The following is a 21,782-nucleotide window of genomic DNA, read 5'->3' on the forward strand; positions in this document are numbered from 1 at the left end:
ATAATTCGTCGCGTCGCGACCGCGGATGGATTGTACACAATGGCACATTGCTTGCTTCGATCGGGCTGCAATTCCCTCGCGACGGGCATCCGATGCCTCACCGCGCCAGAGACGAGGCCAACCACGTGACTGAAACTGTCGCCGCGATCGTTGCCGCACACCGCTCCAAGACCATGACGCCGGCGCAGACCGTGGCGCGCAGCTACCAGCGCATCCGCGCGCACAACGACCCCGCCATCTTCATCAGCCTGCGCGACGAGCAAGACGCGATCGCCGAGGCCGCACGTCTCACCGATCCGACGCTGCCGCTCTACGGCGTGCCGGTCGCCGTGAAGGACAATATCGACGTCGCCGGGATGCCGACCACTGCCGCCTGTCCGGCATTCGCCTATACGCCGGTGAAGGACTCCACTGTTGTCGCCAGGCTGCGCGCGGCCGGCGCCATCATCATCGGCAAGACCAATCTCGACCAATTCGCCACCGGCCTGGTCGGTGTGCGCTCGCCCTACGGCATTCCCAAGAACCCGGTGCGCGACGACCTCGTGCCGGGTGGATCGAGCTCGGGCTCCGCGGTCGCGGTATCGGCGGGCCTCGTGCCGTTCGCGCTCGGCACCGACACCGCGGGCAGCGGCCGCGTCCCGGCGATGCTCAACAACATCGTCGGCCTCAAGCCGAGCCTCGGGCTGATCTCGAACGCCGGGCTGGTGCCGGCCTGCCGCACACTCGACTGCATCTCGGTGTTCTCGCTCACCGTCGATGACGCATTGGCCGCGCTTGCCGTGATGGCCGGGTCGGACGATGCCGATCCGTTCTCGCGCGACCGGCCGCTCGGGCCGCTCGCGGCGTTTCCGGCGAAGCTGAAGCTCGGCATTCCCAGGTCCGGCCAGCTGATTTTTTTCGGCGACCGCGAAGCCGAAACGGCCTATGGCGCGGCACTGACACGCTGGCAGACGCTCGGCGCCGAACTCGTCGAGTTCGACCTCGAGCCGTTCTACGAGACCGCGCGGCTGCTCTATGAGGGCCCGTGGGTCGCCGAGCGCTATCTCGTGATCCGCGACCTCTTGGCATCGTCGCCGGATGCGATCCATCCGGTGACCCGCGAGATCACCATCGGCGGCGCGCGGCCCACCGCAGCCGATACCTTCGCCGCGCTCTATCGCCTGCAGGCGCTGCGCCGCGTGGCCGCGCGCAGCTTCACGCAATGCGATGCGATCGTGCTGCCGACCGCCCCGACGGTCTATTCCACCGCCGACGTGTTGGCCAACCCGATCGAGCTCAACTCGCGGCTCGGCACCTACACCAACTTCGTCAACCTGCTCGATCTCTGCGGCCTCGCGCTGCCGGCAGCGATGCGTCCCGACGGCGCGCCGTTCGGCATCACGCTGCTCGCGCCTGCCGGCTGCGATGCGAAGCTTGCCGGCATCGGCCGGGTGTTCCATGCCGATACTGCACTTGGCCTCGGCGCAAAATCGCTGCCGCAACCCGCGCTCGCTCAAGTGCCGGCGCAAGCGACATCGAACGAGATCACCATCGCGGTGGTCGGCGCGCATCTCTCCGGCATGGCGCTGAACCACGAATTGACCACGCTCGATGCGCGCCTGCTGGAGGAGACCACCACCGCAGCGGACTACAAGCTCTATGCGCTCGATACCACGCCGCCGAAGCCCGGCATGCTGCGTGTCGAGGCCGGCGCGGGTGCATCGATCAAGCTCGAGCTGTGGGCGATGTCGGCCGCCGCGTTCGGCAAATTCGTCGCCGCGATTCCGCCGCCGCTCTCGATCGGCACGATCCGGCTCGCCGACGGACGGCAGGCCAAGGGCTTCATCGTCGAGCCCGCCGCGATCCATGGCGCGAAGGATATTTCCGCCTATGGCGGCTGGCGGGCGTTCATGGCGGAGCGGGCGAAGGTGTAGCCGCTAGGCTGGCGCACTCCCTTGCTTCGCTCTTGCGGGGCAGCAAGATCTCACCTTCGTCATTGCGAGCGAAGCGAAGCAATCCATATCTCCGCGTGGATCGACAGATGGATTGCTTCGTCGCTTCGCTCCTCGCAATGACGGGAGGAGCGAGAGCTACACCGACACCGCGTAGGTCTCGTATTCGCCGCGCACCTGCGCTATATGAGCGCGCATCGCAGCCGCAGCGCCGGTTTTGTCGCCGCGCAGGATGGCGACGACGACGCGGTCGTGCTCGGCATGGGACTTTGCCAGACGCCCGAGGTTGCGGAACTGGGCGCGGCGGAACGGCTGCACACGCACCCGTGTCGCCAGTGTGATCTCGGCGATATAGGCGTTCTGCGAGCCGGCGTAGATCGCGTTGTGAAAGCGCTCATTGACCTCGTGGAAGCGCTCGGGATTGCCGGTGTAGCTCAACACCCGCAGCTCCTCGTGGATCGCCTCCAGCGCATGGCGCTCCGCCGGAATCATCCGCTCGGCGGCAAGGCCGGCGCAGATCGCTTCCAGCTCGGCCATCGCCTCGAACATGCCGGTGAGCCGCTCGAGCGAGGGCCGCGCCACCACCGCGCCGCGATGCGCGCGGGCATCGATCAGGCCGCTCGCAGCAAGCTGCCGCAATGCCTCCCGCACCGGGGTGCGCGAGACATTGAAGCGGCGCGCAAGGTCGGTTTCATCGAGCCCGGCGCCGGGCGGCAGCGTGCCGCGCACGATCTCGTCGGCGAGTTGCAGGCGCAGCTCTTCGGCGCGCGTGACCTTGTCGACCAGCGACGACGGGCGATCGACGCGCGGCACGACCGGCTCGGATTCAGTGGCTTGCTGCGCGCGGGTCGGAAGATCGTCCAGGCTCATGGCTCAAGCGCTCTTGTTCAAACGCCTTTGGGCTCGTCGATGACGCTGACATGGGCCGCGACGATTCTCCAGCCCTCGGGGAAGCGAATCCACGTCTGCATCTGCCGTCCCACCCTACCCGGCGTGCTGTCCCGATAGAACAGCGTCGAGGCGATCGCGGTGTCGCGGCCATAGGTCGTGATGACGGTACGGTCGATCTTGCGCATCAGGCCGACCGGCGAGCGCCCGGCGCGAAACGCCATGATCTCGGCATAGCCATAAAGGTTCTCGCCGATGCCGTAGCGCAGCGTGCGAGCGTCGTTGTGGAAGAGCTCGTCGAGCACGGCCACATCGTTCGACACCAGCGCCGTCTCGTAGCGCTCGAACTGCGCGGTCACCTCGGCAACCACATCGGGGAGATCGACGTACATACTAGAATCCCTTCGGCGCAGGCGCGTTCGCAACGCCCATCTGTTCGAGTGCGTAGGCGACCCGCAGCGCGATGTCCTCGCGCCAGGGCGCGGCAATGATCTGCACGCCGATCGGCATTGGTTCAAGCGGCACCGGCACGGCAGCCACCGGCAGGCCGATGAAGGAGATCGGCTGGGTATGGATACCGATATTGGGACGCACCGGAAGCTCGACCCCATCGAGCGTAAAAGTGGCCTGACCGATCTTCGGCGCGGTGCACGGGGTTGCCGGCGCCAGGATCACGTCGACCGACTGGAACAGCTCCAGCACCCTGGCACGATACCAGCGGCGGAACTTCTGCGCCTTGTCGACATGAACCGCCGGGATCATCGCGCCCGCAAACAAGCGGTCGCGCACCGCCGGATCGAAATCGCCCGCACGCTTGCGCAGCCGGTCGAGGTGCAGCGCGACGCCCTCGGTCGTGGTGATGATGAAGGCCGCCGCACGGGCACGCGCCGCTTCCGGCAGCTCCACGGTCCGCGTCGCGCCGAGCGCCTTTGCCACGCGCGCGACCGCTTCGACAGCCTCCGGCAACAGATTCTGCTGGAAATAGCCGCCGGCGATCGCAACCCGCAGCCCGCTGATCCCCTCGGCAAGCAGCGGCATCGTGGGCTCGAGCGGCCGCGCGACGCAGGCGGGATCATCCGTGTCGGGCCCCTGCATGACGTCGTAAGCGAGGGCGAGATCCGTCACGCCGCGCGCAAACGGACCGAGATGATCGAGGCTCGCGACGAACGGAAAGGATCGCGCGCGCGACAGCCGGCCATAGGTCGGCTTCAGGCCAAAGATGCCGCAGAATGACGACGGCACCCGGATCGAGCCGTTGGTATCGGAGCCAAGCGCGATCGGCACCAGCGCGCCGCCGACGGCGCTGCCGGAGCCGCCCGAGGAGCCGCCGGCCATCCGCGTTGGATCGTGCGGATTGCGCGATGGACCGTCATGCGCGTTCTCGCCGGTGAAGTCGTAGGCGTATTCGCCCATGTTGAGCGCGCCGACCAGCACGGCACCGGCCGCCTCCATCCGCTCGATCAGCGTGGCATCGCGCGGCGAGGCCGGCAGGTCGCGATTGATCTTCGAGCCGGCGCGGGTCGCGAGGCCCTCTACGTCGAACAGGTTCTTCACCGCGAACGGTACGCCGGCCAGCGGACCGACGGATTTTCCCGCTGCGATCTCCGCATCGATCGCACGCGCCTTTGCACGGGCGCGATCGGCGGTGACGTCGGTGAAGGCATTGAGGACCTTGTCGTGAACAGCGATGCGCACGAGCGCCGCCTCGGTCGCCGCAACGGCGGTGATCTTGCGGTTCGAGACGGCCTGCGCGATTTCGCCGGCCGACATGGACGCGGGAGCTTCGGACATCGCGATCTCAGGCCGAATAGATCGCAGCCGATGCGGCGTCATCGGGCAGCGGGAAGTCATCGACCAGTTTCGCCAGCCGCAGCGCGACCTCGAGATTGGCGCGCACCGCGGGACGCCAGGCGTCATCCAGCGGCAGCTCCAGCGCGCGGGCGGCGGCATTTACGTAGTCGTCGAGTTGATCGGCCATTTCGCTCCCAACGATTTTGCGCATGATCTGTTCGGAAAACCGGTTCCCACTTTTCCGGATCATGCGTCAGGAAACCGGCAACGGCGGATGCGGGATCGCCGTCAGCAGTTCTTTTGTATAGGCATCCTGCGGATTGCCCAAGACGCCTTCGGATGTGCCCTGCTCCACGATGCGGCCGGCGCGCATCACGATGACGCGATCACACAGCAGGCGCACCACGTTGAGATCGTGCGACACGAACAGATAGCTCATGCCCATCGACTGCTTGAGGTCCTGCAGCAGATTGAGCACGACGGCCTGCACGGAGACATCGAGCGCCGCGGTCGGCTCGTCGAGGATCACGAGCTTCGGATGCAGCGCGATGGCGCGTGCGATACCGACGCGGGCCTTCTGGCCGCCGGACAGCTGGTGCGGAAAGCGGTCCAGCAGATTGACCGGCAGGCCGACCAGCCGCGCGAGGTCCTCGCAGCGGTCGCGGAGCGCGTCGCGCCCCCTGATATCGCCGAGCTGCATGATCGGGTCTGCGATCGCGCGCGCCGCGGTGAAACGCGGATTGAGGCTGTCGGTCGGATCCTGGAACACCATCTGGATCTGGCTGCGCCGCGGCAGCCGCGCAAAGGATTGCGGCATGATGCCGCCGATGTCCTCGCCGTCGAACATGATGCGGCCGGAGGTCTGGTCCAGGAGCCGCATCACCATCATCGACGTCGTCGACTTGCCGCAGCCGGATTCGCCGACCAGGCCTACGCTCTCGCCATGGTCAACCGAGAAACTGATGCCGTCGACGGCGCGGAAGATGTCCTCCTCGGCCGGCGGCTTGCGGCCGAACAGTTTTGTCAGCACCGAGCCCGCGCCCTGGCGGGGGTATTCCTTGACGAGCTTTTCGACTGACAGGAGGGGCTCGATCCGCTCCCTCTCCCCGTTCTTTACCGGGAGAGGGTCGGGGTGAGGGGCTGCATCCAAGAACACGGCTCGTGGAGAGTCCCCCTCACCCGCCCCGCTCAGGCGCGCAGGTGCGCTGCCGAGCGGGTCGGCCTCTCCCCGCGTGCGGGGAGAGGCGAGAGAGTCCTCCTCCGGCAACAAATCGCGCAGCGACACGCCGAGCCGCGGCGTCGCGCGCATCAGCTTCTTCGTGTAGTCGTGCTGAGGCGCGGCGAAGATGTCGGCCGACTTTGCGGTCTCGACCACGCGGCCCTTCTCCATCACCACGACGCGGTCGCAATAGGCGGCGGCGAGGCCGAGATCATGCGTGATCAGGATCGTCGACATCGCGCGGCGCTTTGTCAGCTCGACGATCAAATCCATCACCGCCTTCTGGGTGGTGACGTCGAGGCCGGTGGTCGGCTCGTCGGCGATCAGTAGCTGCGGGTTGCAGGCCAGCGCGAGCGCGATGACGACGCGCTGGCACATGCCGCCTGACAGCTCGAACGGATAGGCGTGATAGCGCTCGCGCGGCCGCGCGATCTTGACCTGCTCCAGCGCCTCGATCGCGGTCTCGCCGCGGTCGGTGACCTGGGCCTGCTGCACATGCTGGCGCAGCACGTCCTCGATCTGGTGCCCGACCTTGCGGATCGGATTGAGCGCGGCGCGTGGGTTCTGGAAGATCATCGAGACTTCGCGGCCGCGCAGATCGCGCATCTGGCTCTCGGAGGCCGACTTGACGTCGATGCCGGAGAACATCACCGAGCCCTCGGCGATCCGCCCCGCCCGGTCGAGGATGCGCATCACGGCATATGAGGTCACCGACTTGCCGGAGCCGGACTCGCCGACGATGCCGACGGTCTCGCCCTTGCCGACGGATATGTTGACGTGCTGCACCGCCTTGACGATGCCGCGGCGGGTGGTGAACTCGACGGTGAGGTCCCTGACGTCGAGCAGCGGCTGGGCGGTCATGCGCGCCTCCCCGCATGCGAAAATCCGCAAAACAACCCCATGCAAAGCAAGGCGGGCACCGCTCTCACGCTCCCTCCCCCACGCAACCGGGGTTCACCCCGGTTGCGTATTATTGAACTGCGCAAGTCGGGCAGGCCCGACTTGCGATGGGGGAGGGTTGGGGAGAGGGGTGGCCCCAGGCAAGGTCGGAGTTCGTGGCTACCCCTCTCCCTGCCCCTCCCCCGCAAGGGGGGAGGGAATGAGAGAGCAGTGCGCTCCTCACTTCCAAACGTTGCGCTTCCCTCCCCGCATTTGCCTATCATCACGTCCTCCGCTGCGGGTCGACGATGTCGCGCAGGCCGTCGCCGAGCAGGTTGAAGCAGAATACCGCGATCATCAGTGCAAGGCCGGGGAATAGCGCGATCCACCATTCGCCGGACACCATGAAGCCGGCACCCTCGGCGACCATGATGCCCCACTCCGCAGTCGGCGGCCGGACGCCGAGGCCGATGAACGACAGGCCCGCAGCATTGAGGATCGCATAGCCCATGGTCAGCGACATCTGCACGATCATGATCGGCATGATGTTGGGCAGGATGTGCCCGAGCAGGATGCGGTATTCGCCATTGCCGGACAGCCGCGCCGCCTGCACGAAGCCGGCGTTGCGGCGAACATTGGCTTCCGCGCGCGCGACGCGGGCATAGAGCGGAAAATTCACGATCGCGGTCGCGATGATGATGTTCTGCACCGTGTTGCCGAGCGCCGCGACGATGCCCATCGCGAGCACGAACAGCGGAAACGCCATGATGGTGTCGGCGATCCGGCCGACGATACGGTCGGTCCAGCCGCCGAAATAGCCGGCGGCGATGCCGGCGAGCCCGCCCATCAGGAACACCAGCACGACGGAGGCCACCGCGATGAAGGTGTCCAGTCGCGTGGCGACGATGACGCGGCTGAAGATGTCGCGGCCGAGTTGATCGGTGCCGAACCAGTGCGCGGCGGACGGCGGTTTCAATGCCGCCGCAGTGTCGGACGCGAGCGGGTCGTATGGCACGACGTACGGACCGAACAGCGCGGCGAACATGATCAGGATCAGCAGCGCGAAGGCAAAGCCGGTGACCTTGTTCTCGCTCAGCACATAGCGGGTCTGTTCGAAGACTGCGGCAAGCCCGGAGGTGCGGGCGGGACCTGCGGGTTCGACGGTCGGTGCAACGCTGCTCACGCTCTAGCCCTCCAGCCTGACGCGCGGATCGATCACGCCGTAGAGGATGTCGATCAGGAGATTCAGCAGCACGTACATCACCGCCATGGTCAACACGAAGCCCTGGACGGGCGCGAAGTCGGATGCGATCAGCGCCTCGACCGCGTAGGAGCCGATGCCGGGCCAGGCGAACACCTTCTCCACCAGCACATTGGCGCCGAGCAGGAAGGAGAACACCATGCTGAGCGTGGTGATGACCGGCAGCATGGCGTTGCGGAAGGCGTAGGTGACGATCACCTTGCCGGGCGACAGGCCGCTGGCGCGTGCGGTGCGGACGAAATCCGACGCCAACACCGCCAGCATCGAGGCCCGTGTCATGCGCGCGATCGGCGCCAGCGAAAAGATCGCAAGCGTCACCGCCGGCAGGATCAATTGGCTGAGCGCCGAACGAAACGCCTCGACGTCGCGCGCGATCAGCGTGTCGATCAGATAGAAGCCGGTGACGGTCGGCGGCGCGCTATAGAACACGTCGAGCCGGCCGAGCGGCGCCGGCGCCCAGCCGAGCCGGAAATAGAACACGTAGACCAGCACGAGCCCGGTGAAGAACACCGGCAGCGATACGCCGGACGTGGTGGTGACGCGGCAGAGATGATCGATCCAGGAGCCCGGCCGCGTCGCGGCCAGCACGCCGAGCGGAATCGCGATCAAGATCGAGACGACAAGACCAAGCAAAGTGAGCTCGGCCGACGCCGGCAGGCGGTTGCGCAGCTCAGCGGCGACCGGCTGGCCGGTGGTCAGCGAGGTGCCGAGATCGCCATGGGCGAGATCGCCGGTGTAGCGGACGAACTGCTCGATCAGCGGCTTGTCGAAGCCGAGCTTCTTCCTGATCTGGTCCACAGCTTCCTTCGTTGCCGCAGGTCCCGCGAAATACGCCGCGGGATCGCCCGGTAGCGCGCGTGTCAGCAGGAACGTCACGATCACGACCCCGATCAATGACGGAATCGCGAACAAGAGCCGCTTGCCGATCAGGGTCAGCATGGCGCTCTCCCGATCCAAACACGCAAAGCCACAACGGTAGTGGCCGGGCTCCCTCCCCCCTTGCGGGGGAGGGTTGGGGAGAGGGGTAGCCACGAGCACCGCCGCCTGGGCTTACCCCTCTCCCTGCCCCTCCCCCGCAAGGGGGGAGGGAATGAGAGAGTAGTGCTCACCTCACTTGGGTGAAGAGCCGACACGGCGTCAGGCAAAGCCCCGACGGGATTGGCAGGGCTCCCTCCCCCACGCAACCGGGGTGTACCCCGGTTGCGCATCATTGATCTGCGCAAGTCGGACAGGCCCGACTTGCGGCGGGGGAGGGTTGGGGAGAGGGGTGCCGCTTGCTCAGAGGCCAGACGGAACGCACCTCTCGTCCGCGCGTGATGCAGCGAATGATTTGGCGCGATCTTGCCTGACGTCGTCCTTCCGAGTTCGCGGCTTACCCCTCTCCCCACCCTCCCCCGCAAGGGGGGAGGGAGCCTGAGAGGTGTGCTCACCTCACGAAACGCGGCATGCACCAGAGTGTCGTGGACGAAGCGCATCACCCCTCACCCCTTCGCCATCGCGCGATAGTCCAGCCGGCGGTGGAACCAGTACTCGTAGCCCGAGATGTTCTTCTGCATCGCGACGTTGACGAAGGGCTGATAGAGCGGGATGCGCGGGATGTCGGCGAAGGCGAGATCGACGAAGCCCTTGACGTCGGCGTCGTAGGCCGCGGTGTCGCCGTTGGCGGCGGCGATGCGCGCGCCGTCGATGAGCTTGTCCATCTCGGGCGACTTGTAGCTCATCGTGTTGAAGATCGAATTGTTGCCGTGATAGCACCAGTAGAAGAAGTACTCTGGGTAATCGAGCCAGCCCGAGAACACGTTGGTGAACAGCGGCATCTCCTTCTTGGTGAGCTCGGTGCGCCAGTTGGCGCCGGGCACCTTGTTGATCGTGGTCTTGATGCCGAGCTGCGCGAGGCTCTCCTGCACCAGCACGCAGAGCGGCTCGTTAACCCCTGCGAAATTCAGGTCGAACGAGATCGTGGTCTCGAAGCCGTTGGCGTAGCCGGCCTCCGCGAGCAGCGCCTTGGCCTTCTCCATGTCGGTGAAATATTTGGTCGGTTGCGGCCAGGCGACCTCGGTCGGCTTGTCCTTGGCGGCACCGAACATCGGGTTGGCGAGACCGAACAGCACCGCATCCATGATTTTTTGGTAAGGCATCGCGTAGGCCATCGCCTGCCGCACTTTTGGATTGTCGAACGGCGGCTTGGTGACGTTCATGCCGATATACTGGATGCCGTTCGAGAACGGCAGCGAGACCACGTTGAGCTTGCCGTTCGCCTTCATCTCCTGGAAATCCTTGAACGGCAGCTCGTAGGAGATGTCGGCATCGCCGCGCTCGAGCAGCGCACGGCGGTTGCCGGCCTGCGGCACCATGCGCCAGATCACGCGCTTGATCTTCGGCAGCGGACCGCAGACCCAGTCGTCGTTGCGCTCCATGACGACTTCGGTGCCGGCGGTCCATTTGGTCACCTTGTAGGCGCCGGAGCCCGCGGTCTGCTGCTTGGTGAATTCGAGACCCCAGGGATCCTTCTCGCTGGCGTTCTTCTTGACGAGCTCGGAGTTGACGACGCAGGGCACGATGACCGCGAGGTCGGGGATCGTGAGCTTGTCCTTCCTGAGGAAGTCGACGCGCACCGTAGCGTCGTCGACGACGACGAATTGCTCGGGCTTGGTCAGCGAGCCTGCGCTCATCTGGAAGGTCGGGAAGCCGCCGACGCTGACGGCACGATCCAGCGACCATTTGACGTCCTTTGCCGCGACCGGCGTGCCGTCATGGAATTTGGCGTTCTTGCGCAGCTTGAAGGTGACCGACATGTCGCCGATGTTGAAATCCTCGGCGAGCTCGGGCTTGAACTTGTCGCGGTCGTAATAGGGCACGCCGCCCGGACCGCTTTTCATCTCGTGGCTGATCAGCCGGTCGTAGCAATTCCACGACACCTCGTAGCCGGGCACGTTGGTGCCGACGCCGTGGATGTCGAGGTTGTTAGGGCCGCCTTCGGAGACGATCAGCAGCGTCTCGGCGCGCGCATCGGCCTTGGCCGGCGACCAGATCGCGGGCGCGGTCGGCGCCAGCGCCCCCGCGGCCAGTCCGGACACCGATTTGAGGAAATCGCGACGCTTCATGTGATGCTCCAACGCCCCGGGAACGGGCCTTGGAACTCAGTTCGCAAGGATTATGCCAGCTGCCCATCATTGAGCTGTTGGTGTCCTAACCCGCTGACGGAACCGCGGAATGCCATGAAATTGACGTTCCGTAGGGCAGCAGTGCCGCGCCGAATTGCATACAAAGAACGATCGTCTGCTCAAATTGTATGCATCACCCTTCGGTTGGACTCAATCGTTCGAGCCGGTCAGATGGTCCACCGCAACAGCACCAGCACGGCGGTGACCGTGATGGCGCCGCCGATGCGCGTTGCGATCTGCGCGAATGGCATCAGCTGCATCCGGTCGGCTGCGGTCAGGATCGCGACGTCACCGGTACCACCCTGCCCCGAATGGCAGGCGTTCACGATGGCGGTCTCGATCGGATACATGCCCATCAGGCGCCCGACCAACGCTCCAGTGGCCATCAGCGTGAACACGGTGGCAACGATCGTGATCAGATTTGGTACTGTGAAGGCAGACATCAGCTTGGCCCATGGTGTCATCGCCACACCGATTGCGAACAGCAGCGGATAGGTCATCCCGATCTGGACAAACCGAAACACGATCAAGCCGCCCGACTGCAGCCGGGGCGACACTGCGCTCGACAGCTTGGCGGCGACGGCAAGAAACAGCATTGCGACCGGCGCGGGCAAGCCGATCAGATGGTTGAGCATGACGCCGAGCAGGTAGAGCACGATCGCGGTCAGCCCCGCGCCGGCGATCGCGGGGATATCGATCGTGGACACCCTGTCGTGCGCGTCAGTCGAAGCGGATTCCAGCACGTCGGCACCGCCCGGCTGCAGCCGCCCCTCTCCCGTGAGGTGCGGATATTTCTTGCCGACGTAGTTCAGCATGCCGCTGAACAGGATCGCCGTCAGGCTTCCGAGCATGACCGGCGGCAGCACCATCGCGAAGAAATCCCCCTGCGGTTGGCCGAGGATGGCCGAATATCCGATCGACAATGGGATCGCGCCCTCGCCGACGCCGCCGGCCATGATCGGCACGACAATGAAGAAGAAGGTCTTGTAGGCGCCGAGCCCAAGCAGCATGCCGACCAGCGTTCCGACCGCGCCGGCAGCGATCGAGCCGACGCCAAGCGGCACGAAAATCTTGAGGAAGCCCTTGATGAGGACGTTGCGGTCCATGCCAAGGATGCTGCCGACGATGATCGCGGCGATGTAGATGTAGAGGAAGTTGGTGAACTTGGTGAATTCGACGATCGATTTCTCGATCGGGCCGGGAAGCAGTTTGTAATAGACCAGCGCGGACGGAATGAAGGTTGCGAAGATGGCAGCGGCGCCAACGTTGCGCAGAACCGGCAGCCGCTTGCCTAGTTCCGCGCAGGAAAACCCGCCGAGCACCAGCACTGCGATCATGGTCGGCGCGTCCGGCTTGATCTGGCCTTCCATCGTCAGGATAGCGAGCAGGCCGACCAGGATGGCAAAGATCGGAAGCGAGATGATTCCGATCTTGTAGTCCATCACGCGCCACCAGCCGGTCGGCCAGAACGGCGCAGGCGTAGGCGCCTCGACCGTGACATCGGTCGCCGTGCGCTCGTTCCAGACCGCGGTCCCGGATTGGGATTTGTCCAACATTACGCTCTCCCGTTGATTTCAACCGGCGACCGGAATCGCCGGCGCGTTTTCGAACGCGATTGTTCGGCCGCGGCGCAGGGCAGCGCACCGAAATTCCCTTGATCTTGGATAGTCCCCGATTCCCCTGCCGTGAGCCGTTCGGCAGGGGAATGGGATGGCCCGACGCCGCGCGAGGGGCATCTCTCCGGCGTCAGGGCTCGGCGCGAGGCGCGGAGCCAAAGCTGCAATCCGCTACCACTTGTAGCGAACGCCGGTGGAAACCTCGTTGGCGGTGTTATGCAGATGCGCCTGGCTCGCGCTGTACCCACCGGTGGTCTGCAAGTGGTCGCCGGCGACATAGACGTCGACGTTCGGAATCGGGTGGTACATGAACGATGCGTAGGTGGTCATGCGCGTGCCGGTCCCGGTCGCCACGCCTCCAGTGGCGTCCTGGAACGGCGTAATGGTGTAGCCTGCGGCGTTGATCGCCGCGTTGTGGGCAAAGAAGTCCTGCCAGCCGAGTTCGAAATCATAGAACTTGGAAGGCGTGATCTTTCCCGACACCGTCACGACGTCATCGGACCGCGTGCCGAGAAGGGTTCCCTGGTCTGCGGTGTAGTGCATATAGCCGGTGTTGAGGCGAAGCAGCCCGCCGTCCCAATTGCCGCCGATACCGTAAGACTGATGGCTGTGCCCGATATTGCCCGAGCCAATCGTCGGAATTTCCAGCACGTTGGCTTGGGTGTAGAAGGACGACACGTGGAATTGGCCGGCATTGTAGCCGACAGCGACCGCCTCGGTGCTTCCCTTGTCGACGCCCGCGCCCGGGATCGGGCCACTGCCATTCGGGCCACCGGGGCCGTTGCCGTCACCGAAATTGTAGGCTGCGCCGAGATAGAGCCCGTTGTCGAACACCTTCTTCCAGACAAAGCCCTGATCGTAGCGGGTATCGCCCTGACCGTTCGCGCCGTTGCCGCCGCCGGTATAGAAGATGAGCTGCTTGAAGTTGTTGTTGTTGGTGAAGCCGCCTTCACCCGTATTGAGCGCCGAGGCCCCGTAAGGGTCACCCCAGATGTTGGCGACGTCCCGCGGCAGCGTGTTCTGGCGACCGACGCTGAACTTGCCGAGCGTCGGGCTCTCGAAACCGACCCAGGCGTCGCGGTTGAAGAGCACGCCGGGCGTATCCATGTTGCCGCTGGGCAGCTCGAACTCGCTTTCCATCCGCGCCAGCAGGTTGAAGCCGTATTCGGGGAAGACCTTCTGGGTGACGTAGAGACCCCACCGATTGCCGCTGAACCAGGATACGTTCAGACCCACCTTGGAGCGTCCGGCGGTGTCGGTATTGGTCTGGTAAAAAAGCGATGGCTCGATGAGGCCGTAGAGCAAAACGTCCGTATTATCGGTTTCGACGATGTGGACGGGCCTCCCGGTCTTGAGGCTTTCCCACGGTCCGGCCTTGGCCGGCATCGGGCCGGGAGGCGGAGCCTCGGCGCGTGCCTCCTGCGCGCGCTCGACCTTCTGGACCCGGTCGTCGAGCTTCTTGACCTTCTTCTTCTGCTCTTCGATTTCGGTCAGGCGCTTGCTCAGCGCCCTGATCTCGGCCTTCAACTCACTCACGTCATCGGCGGCCTTCGCCGGCGCCGAGGTCAGCATTGCAATCGCCACAAGTGAAGCGCCCGCCCAGAAATATCTGCTCGCGACGCCGGGCCTGCCGCGCGCGCGGCTGCGCGCCACAGCCTCGGCACACGGCTGCTGGAATTGCACGTCCTGCTTCATATCACCCCCCTTGAGAGAATTTTGGTTCGCTCGGGGAAATTGGCGGCGATAGCTGTCAGAACCCTGTCATCGCCGCGCCGGCGCATGCCAGGCCGCCAATCGATGAAGGCCGTTGCAGGATCAGCACACCTTGCGACGCGACGGCCGCGGCGGCGCGATCACCTCGCAGTTGCGTGAAAGTCGACTTCCGGCCGGACGTCGACGCGCGATCTGGAACCCGGTGGGTCATGAACAATGCTTGACCGGATCGCTGCAGCTGATTTAGTTGAGCAAAAGGTGAAGAATGCGCGCCAACGCAATGGCGCCCGACCTAGAGGGAACGATCGGCTGCGAACAGCGAGGTTCTGTCGCGCCGACTATGAAGACGGAACCTGCCGTCTTTGAGGGGTGCGTCACGTGCGCAAGATGTCATGCGTGCGCTTCTGATCGAGGACACCGCCGATCTGGGAGCTGCGATCGCCGCGCGCCTGCGTGGCCAGGGGCACGCGGTCGAATGGTTGACTGATGGCGGAGACGCGTCCCGCCGCATTCAGGAAGATCCCTTCGATCTGATCATTCTCGATCTGATGCTGCCCGGCATGAGCGGTTCGGATCTGCTGACGCTGTTGCGTAGCCGGCGGATTCGCACGCCAGTCCTTGTGATCACCGCCCGGGGCGATATCGGCGACAAGATCAACGTGCTCGACATCGGAGCCGACGACTATCTCGTCAAGCCATTCGACCTGCGCGAGCTGGAAGCAAGAATGCGGGCCGTGGTGCGACGGCACAGCGGCGTTTCGACCAGCAGGATCGAGATCGCCGACATCGCCATCGATATTGCGGCACAATCGATCACCGCGGCCGGCGCGCGCATCGAGCTGACACGGCGCGAATTCCGCCTGCTGGAGCTTCTGGTCCTGGCGCCGGGTCAGGTCGTGCCGCGAGAGCGCCTGATCGATCAGCTGTTCGGTTACGAAAACGCCGTAAACCCGAATGCGCTCGAGTTGTACATCTCGCGCATCCGGCGGCGACTGAAGGCATCGAGGCTTCGCATCGAAACGGTGTGGGGCGTCGGCTATGTGGCAAAGACCGACGATGCAGCGGCCGCAGACCTCAATTAAGCGCGACATCCTGCTCGGCGCCATTTCGCTGCTGGCGATCCTCGGCGTCGGCCTGTTCCTCTATGTCCGCAATTTCTCCCTCAACGCCGCCGACACGGCATTTGATCGCGTCCTGGCCGCATCGGCCTTCTCGATCGCCGACAGTATCCGGGTCGACGACGGGAATCTCACCGTCGAACTGCCGCTGGCCTCGCTGGAGATTCTCGGCGCGGCACGCGAGACGCGAGCCTTCTATGCGGTCCGCGCGCCCGATCATTCCCTGATCACCGGGTATGCCGATCTGCCCGACGCCGCAAAGGCGAACGAGCTTGACCGATCGCCCGCTTTTTCCGACGCCGTCTATTCGGGCGCACAGGTCCGGATCGGCACGGTCTGGCGCTATATCGACTTCGGCGAGAAATCCGGCTGGGTCAATGTCAGCGTCGCCGAGACGCGGGAAGCCCGCTCGCAGCTTGCCTCCGACATCCTCAAGAATTCGCTCGCGCCGATGATGCTCGCCGGGCTGGTCATTTGCCTGCTCATTTCGAAGGGCCTCAACCGGGCGTGGGCGCCGCTGGTGGCGCTGGAGGCCGAGCTGACCGAGCGCGCGCCCGGCGACCTGACCTCGATTCGGACGCCGGTCCCCAAAGAGGTCACATCGCTCGTCTCCAGCCTCAACGGCTTCATGCAACGGCTTGACGGCGTGCTCAATACGTTGCGCGGCATTGCCGTCGACACGACGCATGACATGCGGACGCGGCTGGCCTCAATTCGCGCCCTCGCGGAGGTCGCGGCGACCGAACCCGACCCGGGGCTGCTGCGAAGCTACGCCGGCCGAATCCTGGCCAACGCGGTCGACGCCACGCGGATCGTCAACCAATTGCTGGCAGATGCCGCGATTGCCCATCACATCGAAACGTCCGGCAACCCGCGTTGCGATTTTCTCGAGCTCTATCTGGAGGCGGTGGAACGCCTGCCGACCGAGAACGTTCAGCGCTGCCGGTTGGCCGATCTGTCGACCGCGCACGACGACTTTCCGGTTAGCGGGGCCCCCTTCGCGCTGCGCGAGTTGATCGACAACCTTCTGGACAACGCGTTGAAATACGCGCCCGACGGCACGATCGACGTCGATCTGCGCACGTCGGTCGATGGTTCGACCATCGAATTCGACGTGGCCGACCGCGGGCCGGGCATTCCCGACAAGGACAAGTCCCGTGTGCTGGAGCGCTTCCAGCGGGGCTCGGAGCAAGATCATGTGGCTGGCAGCGGGCTTGGCCTGAACATTGCCAAGAACGCGGCCGTCTCCGCTGGTGGCAATCTTGCCTTGCTCGATCGCCCAGGCGGCGGTCTCGTGGCGCGCGTGACGCTGCCGAGGTCACCATGACCCCGCGCCATTCAGGGCTGCAAGCTCGGCGGCTGGCGCTATTGGTGGCCCTCGGTGCGGCACTGCTGCTCGGCAGCCTCGATTGCCGCGCAGACCAGTCAAAATCCACCAACGAGTTGAAGAGCTTCGCCGCGCCGGCGAGCGCTGCCGCTTCGCTGCTCATTCACGGAACGGCAGATATCGCCGCCATGGCCCCCGTCATCGAAGGGTTCCAGAAGGAGCACCCGGATATCGAGGTTCAGTACCGCCTCTACGAAACATTGCCGCTTTATCAGGAGGCCGCCGGCCTGCCGAACGACAAGTCCGCCGCGGACCTCCTGATCAGTTCGGCGATGGACCTGCAGGTCAAGCTGGCCAATGACGGCCATGTACAACCAGCTGCGATTGCCAAGCGCGGCCTGCCCAGCTGGGCGGTCTGGCGCGACGAGATCTTTGGCTTCACCGTGGAGCCGGCGGTCATCGTCTACAACAAGGATGTGCTGGATGGCAACGAGGTCCCGAAGTCGCATCAGGACCTGATCCGGCTTTTGGAACGATCGCCGGAGAGATTCCGCCGCAAGATCGCGACCTACGACATCGGAGTCAGCGGCGTCGGCTATCTGTTCGCGACGACCGAGTCGACGCTGTCCGCGAATTTCTGGCGTCTCGCCCATGCACTTGGCGTTGCGAAGGCGAAGCTCTTCTGCTGCACGCAGGACATGCTCGACTCGCTTGGCCGCGGTGACACGCTGATTGCATATGACGTCCTCGGCTCCTATGCGCTCCGGCAGGTGCAACGGCATCCAAACCTCGGCATCGTGCTGCCTGAAGACTATGTGACGGTCGTGTCCCGGACCATCGTCATCCCGCGGCGGGCGCAACATCCCGCGCTGGCCCGAACCTTCGTGGACTATGTGCTCTCCGAGGCTGGCCAGGCTGTCGTCGCGGAGGGCTTTGGACTATCGATCGCCGGAGTGGGTACCGATCGCGAGCAGTTGAAGACGCGGTATGTCGCCGAAAAGCCCGGCCTGCTCAATTTCCCGACGCTCGGCCTTCCTGCACTTGCCTATCTCGATCTCGTCAAGCGCGAGCAGTTCGTAAGGACCTGGCGCCAAATTGTATCGCCCTAACTCGCCAGGGCTGGACTCTGCGGCCAGATCAATTCCTGCAACTGCACGAAATCATCGACCCGGTCCGGCCAGCCCGCGATGCAGATGTGCCGCAGCGGATCGCTGGCGGAGTGCAGCATCATCAGCGCCATCAGCCGCCGCTTCAGCGTGAAATTCACCTCACTGCGCGGGATGCCGAAGCCGTCGAACAGGCTGCGCACAAGGCGGGGATGCCCGACGGCCATGAAGGCGCTGGGGCCGAGCAGATCGTACTCGCCCCATCCGGTGCGGACGTCGCCGAAGTCGAACAGGCCTGCGACATGCCAGCCGTCGGGGCGGCGCGCCAGCAGGAAATTCTCCGGGATGTACTCGCCGGTCAGGATCACCGGCGGCGCGTGCATCGGGATCAATTCAGTGGCGTCGCGCAGGAGATCATCGAGCGAGGTGAGGAATTTCGCCGGCAGGCCGAGCCGTTCATGCCGCGCCCGGCACTGCGCGATCTGGGTGCGCATGAAGGCCTCCCAGCGCGGCTCGAGCGCCAGCAGACCGCCGGGCGGCACGCGCTGCACCTCGGCGATCACGGCGCCGATCTCGCCGAGCACGCGCTCCCGCTCGGCCTCCGGCAGTGATGGCCAGACCTCCGAGCCGACAGTGCCAGACAGGCGGGTGATGACGAGATAGGGCCAGCCGTCGCGCTCGCCCTCCGCGATAAGATCGGGAATCGGAATGCCGAGCCGTCCGCGCAACTGCGCGAGCGCGCCGCGCTCGGACACGAATTGCGAACGCAGGAATGGCGGGAACAGCTTCAGGATCACGCCGCCGTCGAGCCCGACGACGAGATTGGTGCCGGTCGAGAACACATGCGGCGTGCCCCAGGATAGCCCGTGGCCATCGGCAATCTCGCGCACGACCGGCAGCCAGCGCGACGTGTCGCCGCGCCAGGCGCGGTAGGTGTCGTAGGTGGAGAGGGGTGGAAGGGATATCATTTCAAAGGAATCTCGTAGCCCAATCTATCTCGTCATCCCCGCGCAAAGGCTTGTTCAACTGTCGTCCCTGCGAAAGCAGGGACCCATACTCCGCGGCGGATGTTATGAGAGAGACTCGTCGTCCCAGCGGTACGCAGCTATGAGCTTCGGTGGTTATGGGTCCCTGCTTTCGCAGGGACGGCACCGAATCTGTTGCACAGTCACTGGGTCATACACCCATCCAGGCTGCTCGACTGCTTCTCCGTCATCTGGGGAGGATGTTTGCCCATCACCGGTCCGGATTGGCGCGCTCGAACTGGCGCAAGAGGCGGTTGCCGCGCTCGACGGCGTTGTCCATCGCGGCCTGCGCCGAGCGCTTGCCGGCGAACACCTGCTCGAGCTCCTCCTCGATCACGTCGCGGATCAGGACGAACGAGCCGAGCCGGATGCCCTTCGAATTGTCGGTCGGCGGCTTCAGCGTGACTTCCTCGATCGAGATCGAGGCGCCGGGATTGCGGTCGTAGAACCCCTGCGTGCGGCTGAGATCGAATGCGGCGCGGGTGATCGGCAGGTAGCCGGTGTTCTGATGCCAGGCGGCCTGCACCTCGGGCCGCGACAGATAGGCGAAGAATTTCGCCACCCCGGCATATTCGGCGCGCGGCCGGTCGCGCAGCACCCACAGCGTGGCGCCGCCGATGATCGAGTTCTGCGGTGCGCCCTGCACGTCGGGATCGTACGGCATCATGCCGTAGCCGACCTCGAACTTCGAATTGGCCTTGATGTCGGCGCGGGTGCCCGACGAGCCGATGAAGACGCCGCACTCGCCCTTCTGGAAGCGCGGCTCGGCCGCCTGGCCGCGGCCGCTATAATCGAAGGTCTTGTCGGCCTGCCATTGCGCGAGCTGCGCGATGTGGCGGATCACCAAGGGGTTGTTGAAGATCAGCTGCGCGTCGAGCCCGGAAAAGCCGTTGGCCTTGGTCGCGATCGGCAAATTGTGGAAGGCGGAGAAGTTCTCGACATTGATCCAGGACGGCCATGACGTGGTCACGCCGCACATCGCACCGGCAGCGCGCAGCCGCTTGGCGACGACGCCGAGCTCCGGCCAGGTCTTCGGAGATTCGCTCGGGTCGAGCCCGGCGGAGCGGAACATATCCTTGTTGTAGTAGAGGATCGGGGTCGAGGCGTTGAACGGGAACGACAGCATGTTGCCGTCGACATCGGCGTAGTAGCCGGCCACCGCGGGCAGATAGGCCGATGGCGCAAACGCCTCCGATTGATCGCGCATCAGCTCGAACACCGGATAGATCGCGCCGCGCGCCGCCATCATGGTTGCGGTGGCAATCTCGTTGACCTGAACGATCGCCGGCTGGCTGCGCGAGCGGAAGGCGAAGATCGCCGCGGTCACGGTCTCGGTGTAGTTGCCCTTGTAGGCGGGCACGATCCGGTAGTCGGATTGCGAGGCGTTGAAGTCGGCGGCGAGCTTCTCGAGCTGCTTGCCGAGCTCGCCCGACATCGCGTGCCACCACATGATATCGGTCGCCGCCTGCGCTGGTGCCACCAGCAGAAGGGTCACGACGACGAGATGCAGGAACTTCAAGGCGAGCTTCAAGGCAAGCTTCATGGCGGACTTCACGACGATTCGTTCCCGAATGCCAACACGCCGTCATAAGGCGCTACAACCGCAGATTCAATCGACACCGCTGGTTGCAGCGCCAAATTAACGTTTGGCCGATGGGCGAACCATCGCCATTCTGCTAGAAAGCGTTGAACCTTTTGCTCCCGCCCTGGACACAAATCACAAGGGGAATTGTAGCCTGTGTATCGCCGCGCCGGCCTTTCGCGGACAATAACGCTTGCCGTCGCGCTGTTATGGACAGCGGTTTCGGCGAGTGCTTTTGCGCGCGAGTTCCGCACCGCCGACACCCAGAATGAAGACTATCCGACCGTCCAGGCGCTGAATTACATGGACCGCCTGATCGCCGAACGCACCGGTGGCCTGCACCGCATCGTGGTCTTCCATTCCCGCCAGCTCGGTGAGGAAAAGGAGACGCTGGAGCAGACCCGGGCCGGTGCCATCGATCTGAACCGGACCAATGTCGCGCTGATCGGGACCATGGTGCCGTCCGTGAACGTGCTGGCGATGCCGTTCCTGTTTCGATCGCATGAGCACCTGCAGCATGTGCTGGACGGGCCGATCGGCAACGAGATCCTCAATAGTCTCGAGGCCCACGGCTTCGTCGGGCTCACCTTCTACGATTCCGGCGGCCGCTCGATCTACAACAGCGTGCGCCCGGTGCGTTCGCTCGACGACCTCAAGGGGTTGCGGCTGCGCGTGCAGCAATCCGAACAGATGTCGGATATGGTCCGCGCGCTCGGCGCCCAGCCGGTCCAGATGGCCTACGGCCAGGTGCTGACCGGGCTTGCCAACCGGCTGATCGACGGTGCCGAGAACAACTGGCCGTCCTTCGTCACCACCGGCCACTACAAATATGCCGGCTATTACACCTTGACCCAACACACCGTGAGCCCCGAAGTGCTGGTGATGTCGCGCAAGGCCTGGGCCAGCCTCTCGCCCGATGAGCAGATCATCTTCCGCGACGCCGCGCAGCGCTCCAGCCTTTACATGCGCGAGAAGTGGCAGGAGCTCGAGGAGCGCTCGCGCAAGCAGGCGGAGCTCGCGGGCGTCCAGGTCGTCACCGACTTCGACCGCAAGCCGTTCGAGGCGGCGATGGCCGGCATCTATGCCAAGGCCGAGCGCGATCCGGCGATCGCAGCGCTGATCGAACGCATCCGCAACGTGGAGTGACCGGATCTTGGACGCA

17 protein-coding genes are annotated in these 21,782 nt (G+C 64.9%); 5 read left to right on the forward strand and 12 right to left on the reverse strand.

Annotated elements, in window-relative coordinates:
* The first annotated feature begins 125 nt into the window (after positions 1 to 125).
* Positions 126 to 1,913: an allophanate hydrolase gene (gene atzF, locus FBZ93_RS22180; RefSeq protein WP_433995434.1), complete on the forward strand. Its 1,788-nt coding sequence runs from the start codon at positions 126 to 128 to the stop codon at positions 1,911 to 1,913.
* A 156-nt stretch (positions 1,914 to 2,069) separates the two neighbouring features.
* Here atzF and FBZ93_RS22185 read toward each other — a convergent pair whose 3' ends face one another.
* From FBZ93_RS22185 to FBZ93_RS22230, 10 genes are all read right to left on the reverse strand, one after another.
* Positions 2,070 to 2,801: a GntR family transcriptional regulator gene (locus FBZ93_RS22185; protein ID WP_146988460.1), complete on the reverse strand. Its 732-nt coding sequence runs from the start codon at positions 2,799 to 2,801 to the stop codon at positions 2,070 to 2,072.
* Positions 2,802 to 2,818: 17 nt separating this feature from the next.
* Positions 2,819 to 3,211, reverse strand: a complete 393-nt coding sequence (gene hpxZ / locus FBZ93_RS22190; protein WP_146988462.1) for an oxalurate catabolism protein HpxZ — start codon at positions 3,209 to 3,211, stop codon at positions 2,819 to 2,821.
* A gap of 1 nt (position 3,212) precedes the next feature.
* Entirely contained in the window at positions 3,213 to 4,589 is a 1,377-nt protein-coding gene (locus tag FBZ93_RS22195; RefSeq protein WP_146988745.1) for an AtzE family amidohydrolase, read from the reverse strand.
* A gap of 28 nt (positions 4,590 to 4,617) precedes the next feature.
* Positions 4,618 to 4,797: a DUF4089 domain-containing protein gene (locus tag FBZ93_RS22200; protein WP_146988746.1), complete on the reverse strand. Its 180-nt coding sequence runs from the start codon at positions 4,795 to 4,797 to the stop codon at positions 4,618 to 4,620.
* A gap of 66 nt (positions 4,798 to 4,863) precedes the next feature.
* Positions 4,864 to 6,690 (reverse strand): dipeptide ABC transporter ATP-binding protein, encoded by a 1,827-nt coding sequence (locus tag FBZ93_RS22205; RefSeq protein WP_146988464.1) that lies wholly within the window; start codon positions 6,688 to 6,690, stop codon positions 4,864 to 4,866.
* Positions 6,691 to 6,991: 301 nt separating this feature from the next.
* Complete coding sequence (locus FBZ93_RS22210; protein ID WP_146988466.1) at positions 6,992 to 7,891, reverse strand: ABC transporter permease; 900 nt, start codon at positions 7,889 to 7,891, stop codon at positions 6,992 to 6,994.
* 3 nt (positions 7,892 to 7,894) lie between these two features.
* Positions 7,895 to 8,908 carry an ABC transporter permease gene (locus FBZ93_RS22215; RefSeq protein WP_146988468.1) on the reverse strand — a complete coding sequence of 338 codons (1,014 nt, stop codon included), beginning with the start codon at positions 8,906 to 8,908 and terminating at the stop codon, positions 7,895 to 7,897.
* A 542-nt stretch (positions 8,909 to 9,450) separates the two neighbouring features.
* Positions 9,451 to 11,073 carry an ABC transporter substrate-binding protein gene (locus tag FBZ93_RS22220; protein WP_146988470.1) on the reverse strand — a complete coding sequence of 541 codons (1,623 nt, stop codon included), beginning with the start codon at positions 11,071 to 11,073 and terminating at the stop codon, positions 9,451 to 9,453.
* Positions 11,074 to 11,300: 227 nt separating this feature from the next.
* The gene (locus tag FBZ93_RS22225) at positions 11,301 to 12,689 is read right to left on the reverse strand and encodes a 2-hydroxycarboxylate transporter family protein (protein WP_146988472.1); all 1,389 of its coding nucleotides are present in this window, start codon (positions 12,687 to 12,689) and stop codon (positions 11,301 to 11,303) included.
* Positions 12,690 to 12,920: 231 nt separating this feature from the next.
* On the reverse strand, positions 12,921 to 14,444 hold the full coding sequence (locus FBZ93_RS22230) for a porin (RefSeq protein WP_146988474.1): 1,524 nt from the start codon (positions 14,442 to 14,444) through the stop codon (positions 12,921 to 12,923).
* A 410-nt stretch (positions 14,445 to 14,854) separates the two neighbouring features.
* Here FBZ93_RS22230 and FBZ93_RS22235 point away from each other — a divergent pair, with 410 nt between their 5' ends.
* Genes FBZ93_RS22235 through FBZ93_RS22245 form a run of 3 tightly spaced genes read left to right on the forward strand, consistent with a single transcriptional unit; the run spans position 14,855 to position 18,016 of the window.
* Positions 14,855 to 15,544, forward strand: coding sequence for a response regulator transcription factor (locus tag FBZ93_RS22235; RefSeq protein WP_146988475.1), 690 nt, complete (start codon positions 14,855 to 14,857; stop codon positions 15,542 to 15,544).
* Positions 15,519 to 16,907 (forward strand): sensor histidine kinase, encoded by a 1,389-nt coding sequence (locus FBZ93_RS22240; RefSeq protein WP_167529161.1) that lies wholly within the window; start codon positions 15,519 to 15,521, stop codon positions 16,905 to 16,907. Before FBZ93_RS22235 ends, FBZ93_RS22240 begins: the two co-directional genes overlap by 26 nt.
* Positions 16,904 to 18,016: an ABC transporter substrate-binding protein gene (locus tag FBZ93_RS22245; protein WP_146988479.1), complete on the forward strand. Its 1,113-nt coding sequence runs from the start codon at positions 16,904 to 16,906 to the stop codon at positions 18,014 to 18,016. The genes FBZ93_RS22240 and FBZ93_RS22245 overlap by 4 nt, the downstream gene beginning before the upstream one ends.
* Here FBZ93_RS22245 and FBZ93_RS22250 read toward each other — a convergent pair.
* Both FBZ93_RS22250 and ugpB read right to left on the reverse strand, forming a co-directional pair.
* Positions 18,013 to 18,981 (reverse strand): aminoglycoside phosphotransferase family protein, encoded by a 969-nt coding sequence (locus FBZ93_RS22250; protein ID WP_208764040.1) that lies wholly within the window; start codon positions 18,979 to 18,981, stop codon positions 18,013 to 18,015. The two genes, FBZ93_RS22245 and FBZ93_RS22250, sit on opposite strands and share 4 nt — an antisense overlap.
* A 268-nt stretch (positions 18,982 to 19,249) precedes the next feature.
* Positions 19,250 to 20,581, reverse strand: a complete 1,332-nt coding sequence (ugpB, locus tag FBZ93_RS22255; protein ID WP_146988481.1) for a sn-glycerol-3-phosphate ABC transporter substrate-binding protein UgpB — start codon at positions 20,579 to 20,581, stop codon at positions 19,250 to 19,252.
* 195 nt (positions 20,582 to 20,776) lie between these two features.
* Here ugpB and FBZ93_RS22260 point away from each other — a divergent pair, with 195 nt between their 5' ends.
* Entirely contained in the window at positions 20,777 to 21,766 is a 990-nt protein-coding gene (locus tag FBZ93_RS22260) for a TRAP transporter substrate-binding protein (RefSeq protein ID WP_146988483.1), read from the forward strand.
* Positions 21,767 to 21,782: the final 16 nt, after the last annotated feature.

Origin of the sequence: Bradyrhizobium macuxiense (assembly GCF_007993935.1) — a bacterium.
GTDB lineage: Bacteria > Pseudomonadota > Alphaproteobacteria > Rhizobiales > Xanthobacteraceae > Bradyrhizobium > Bradyrhizobium macuxiense_A.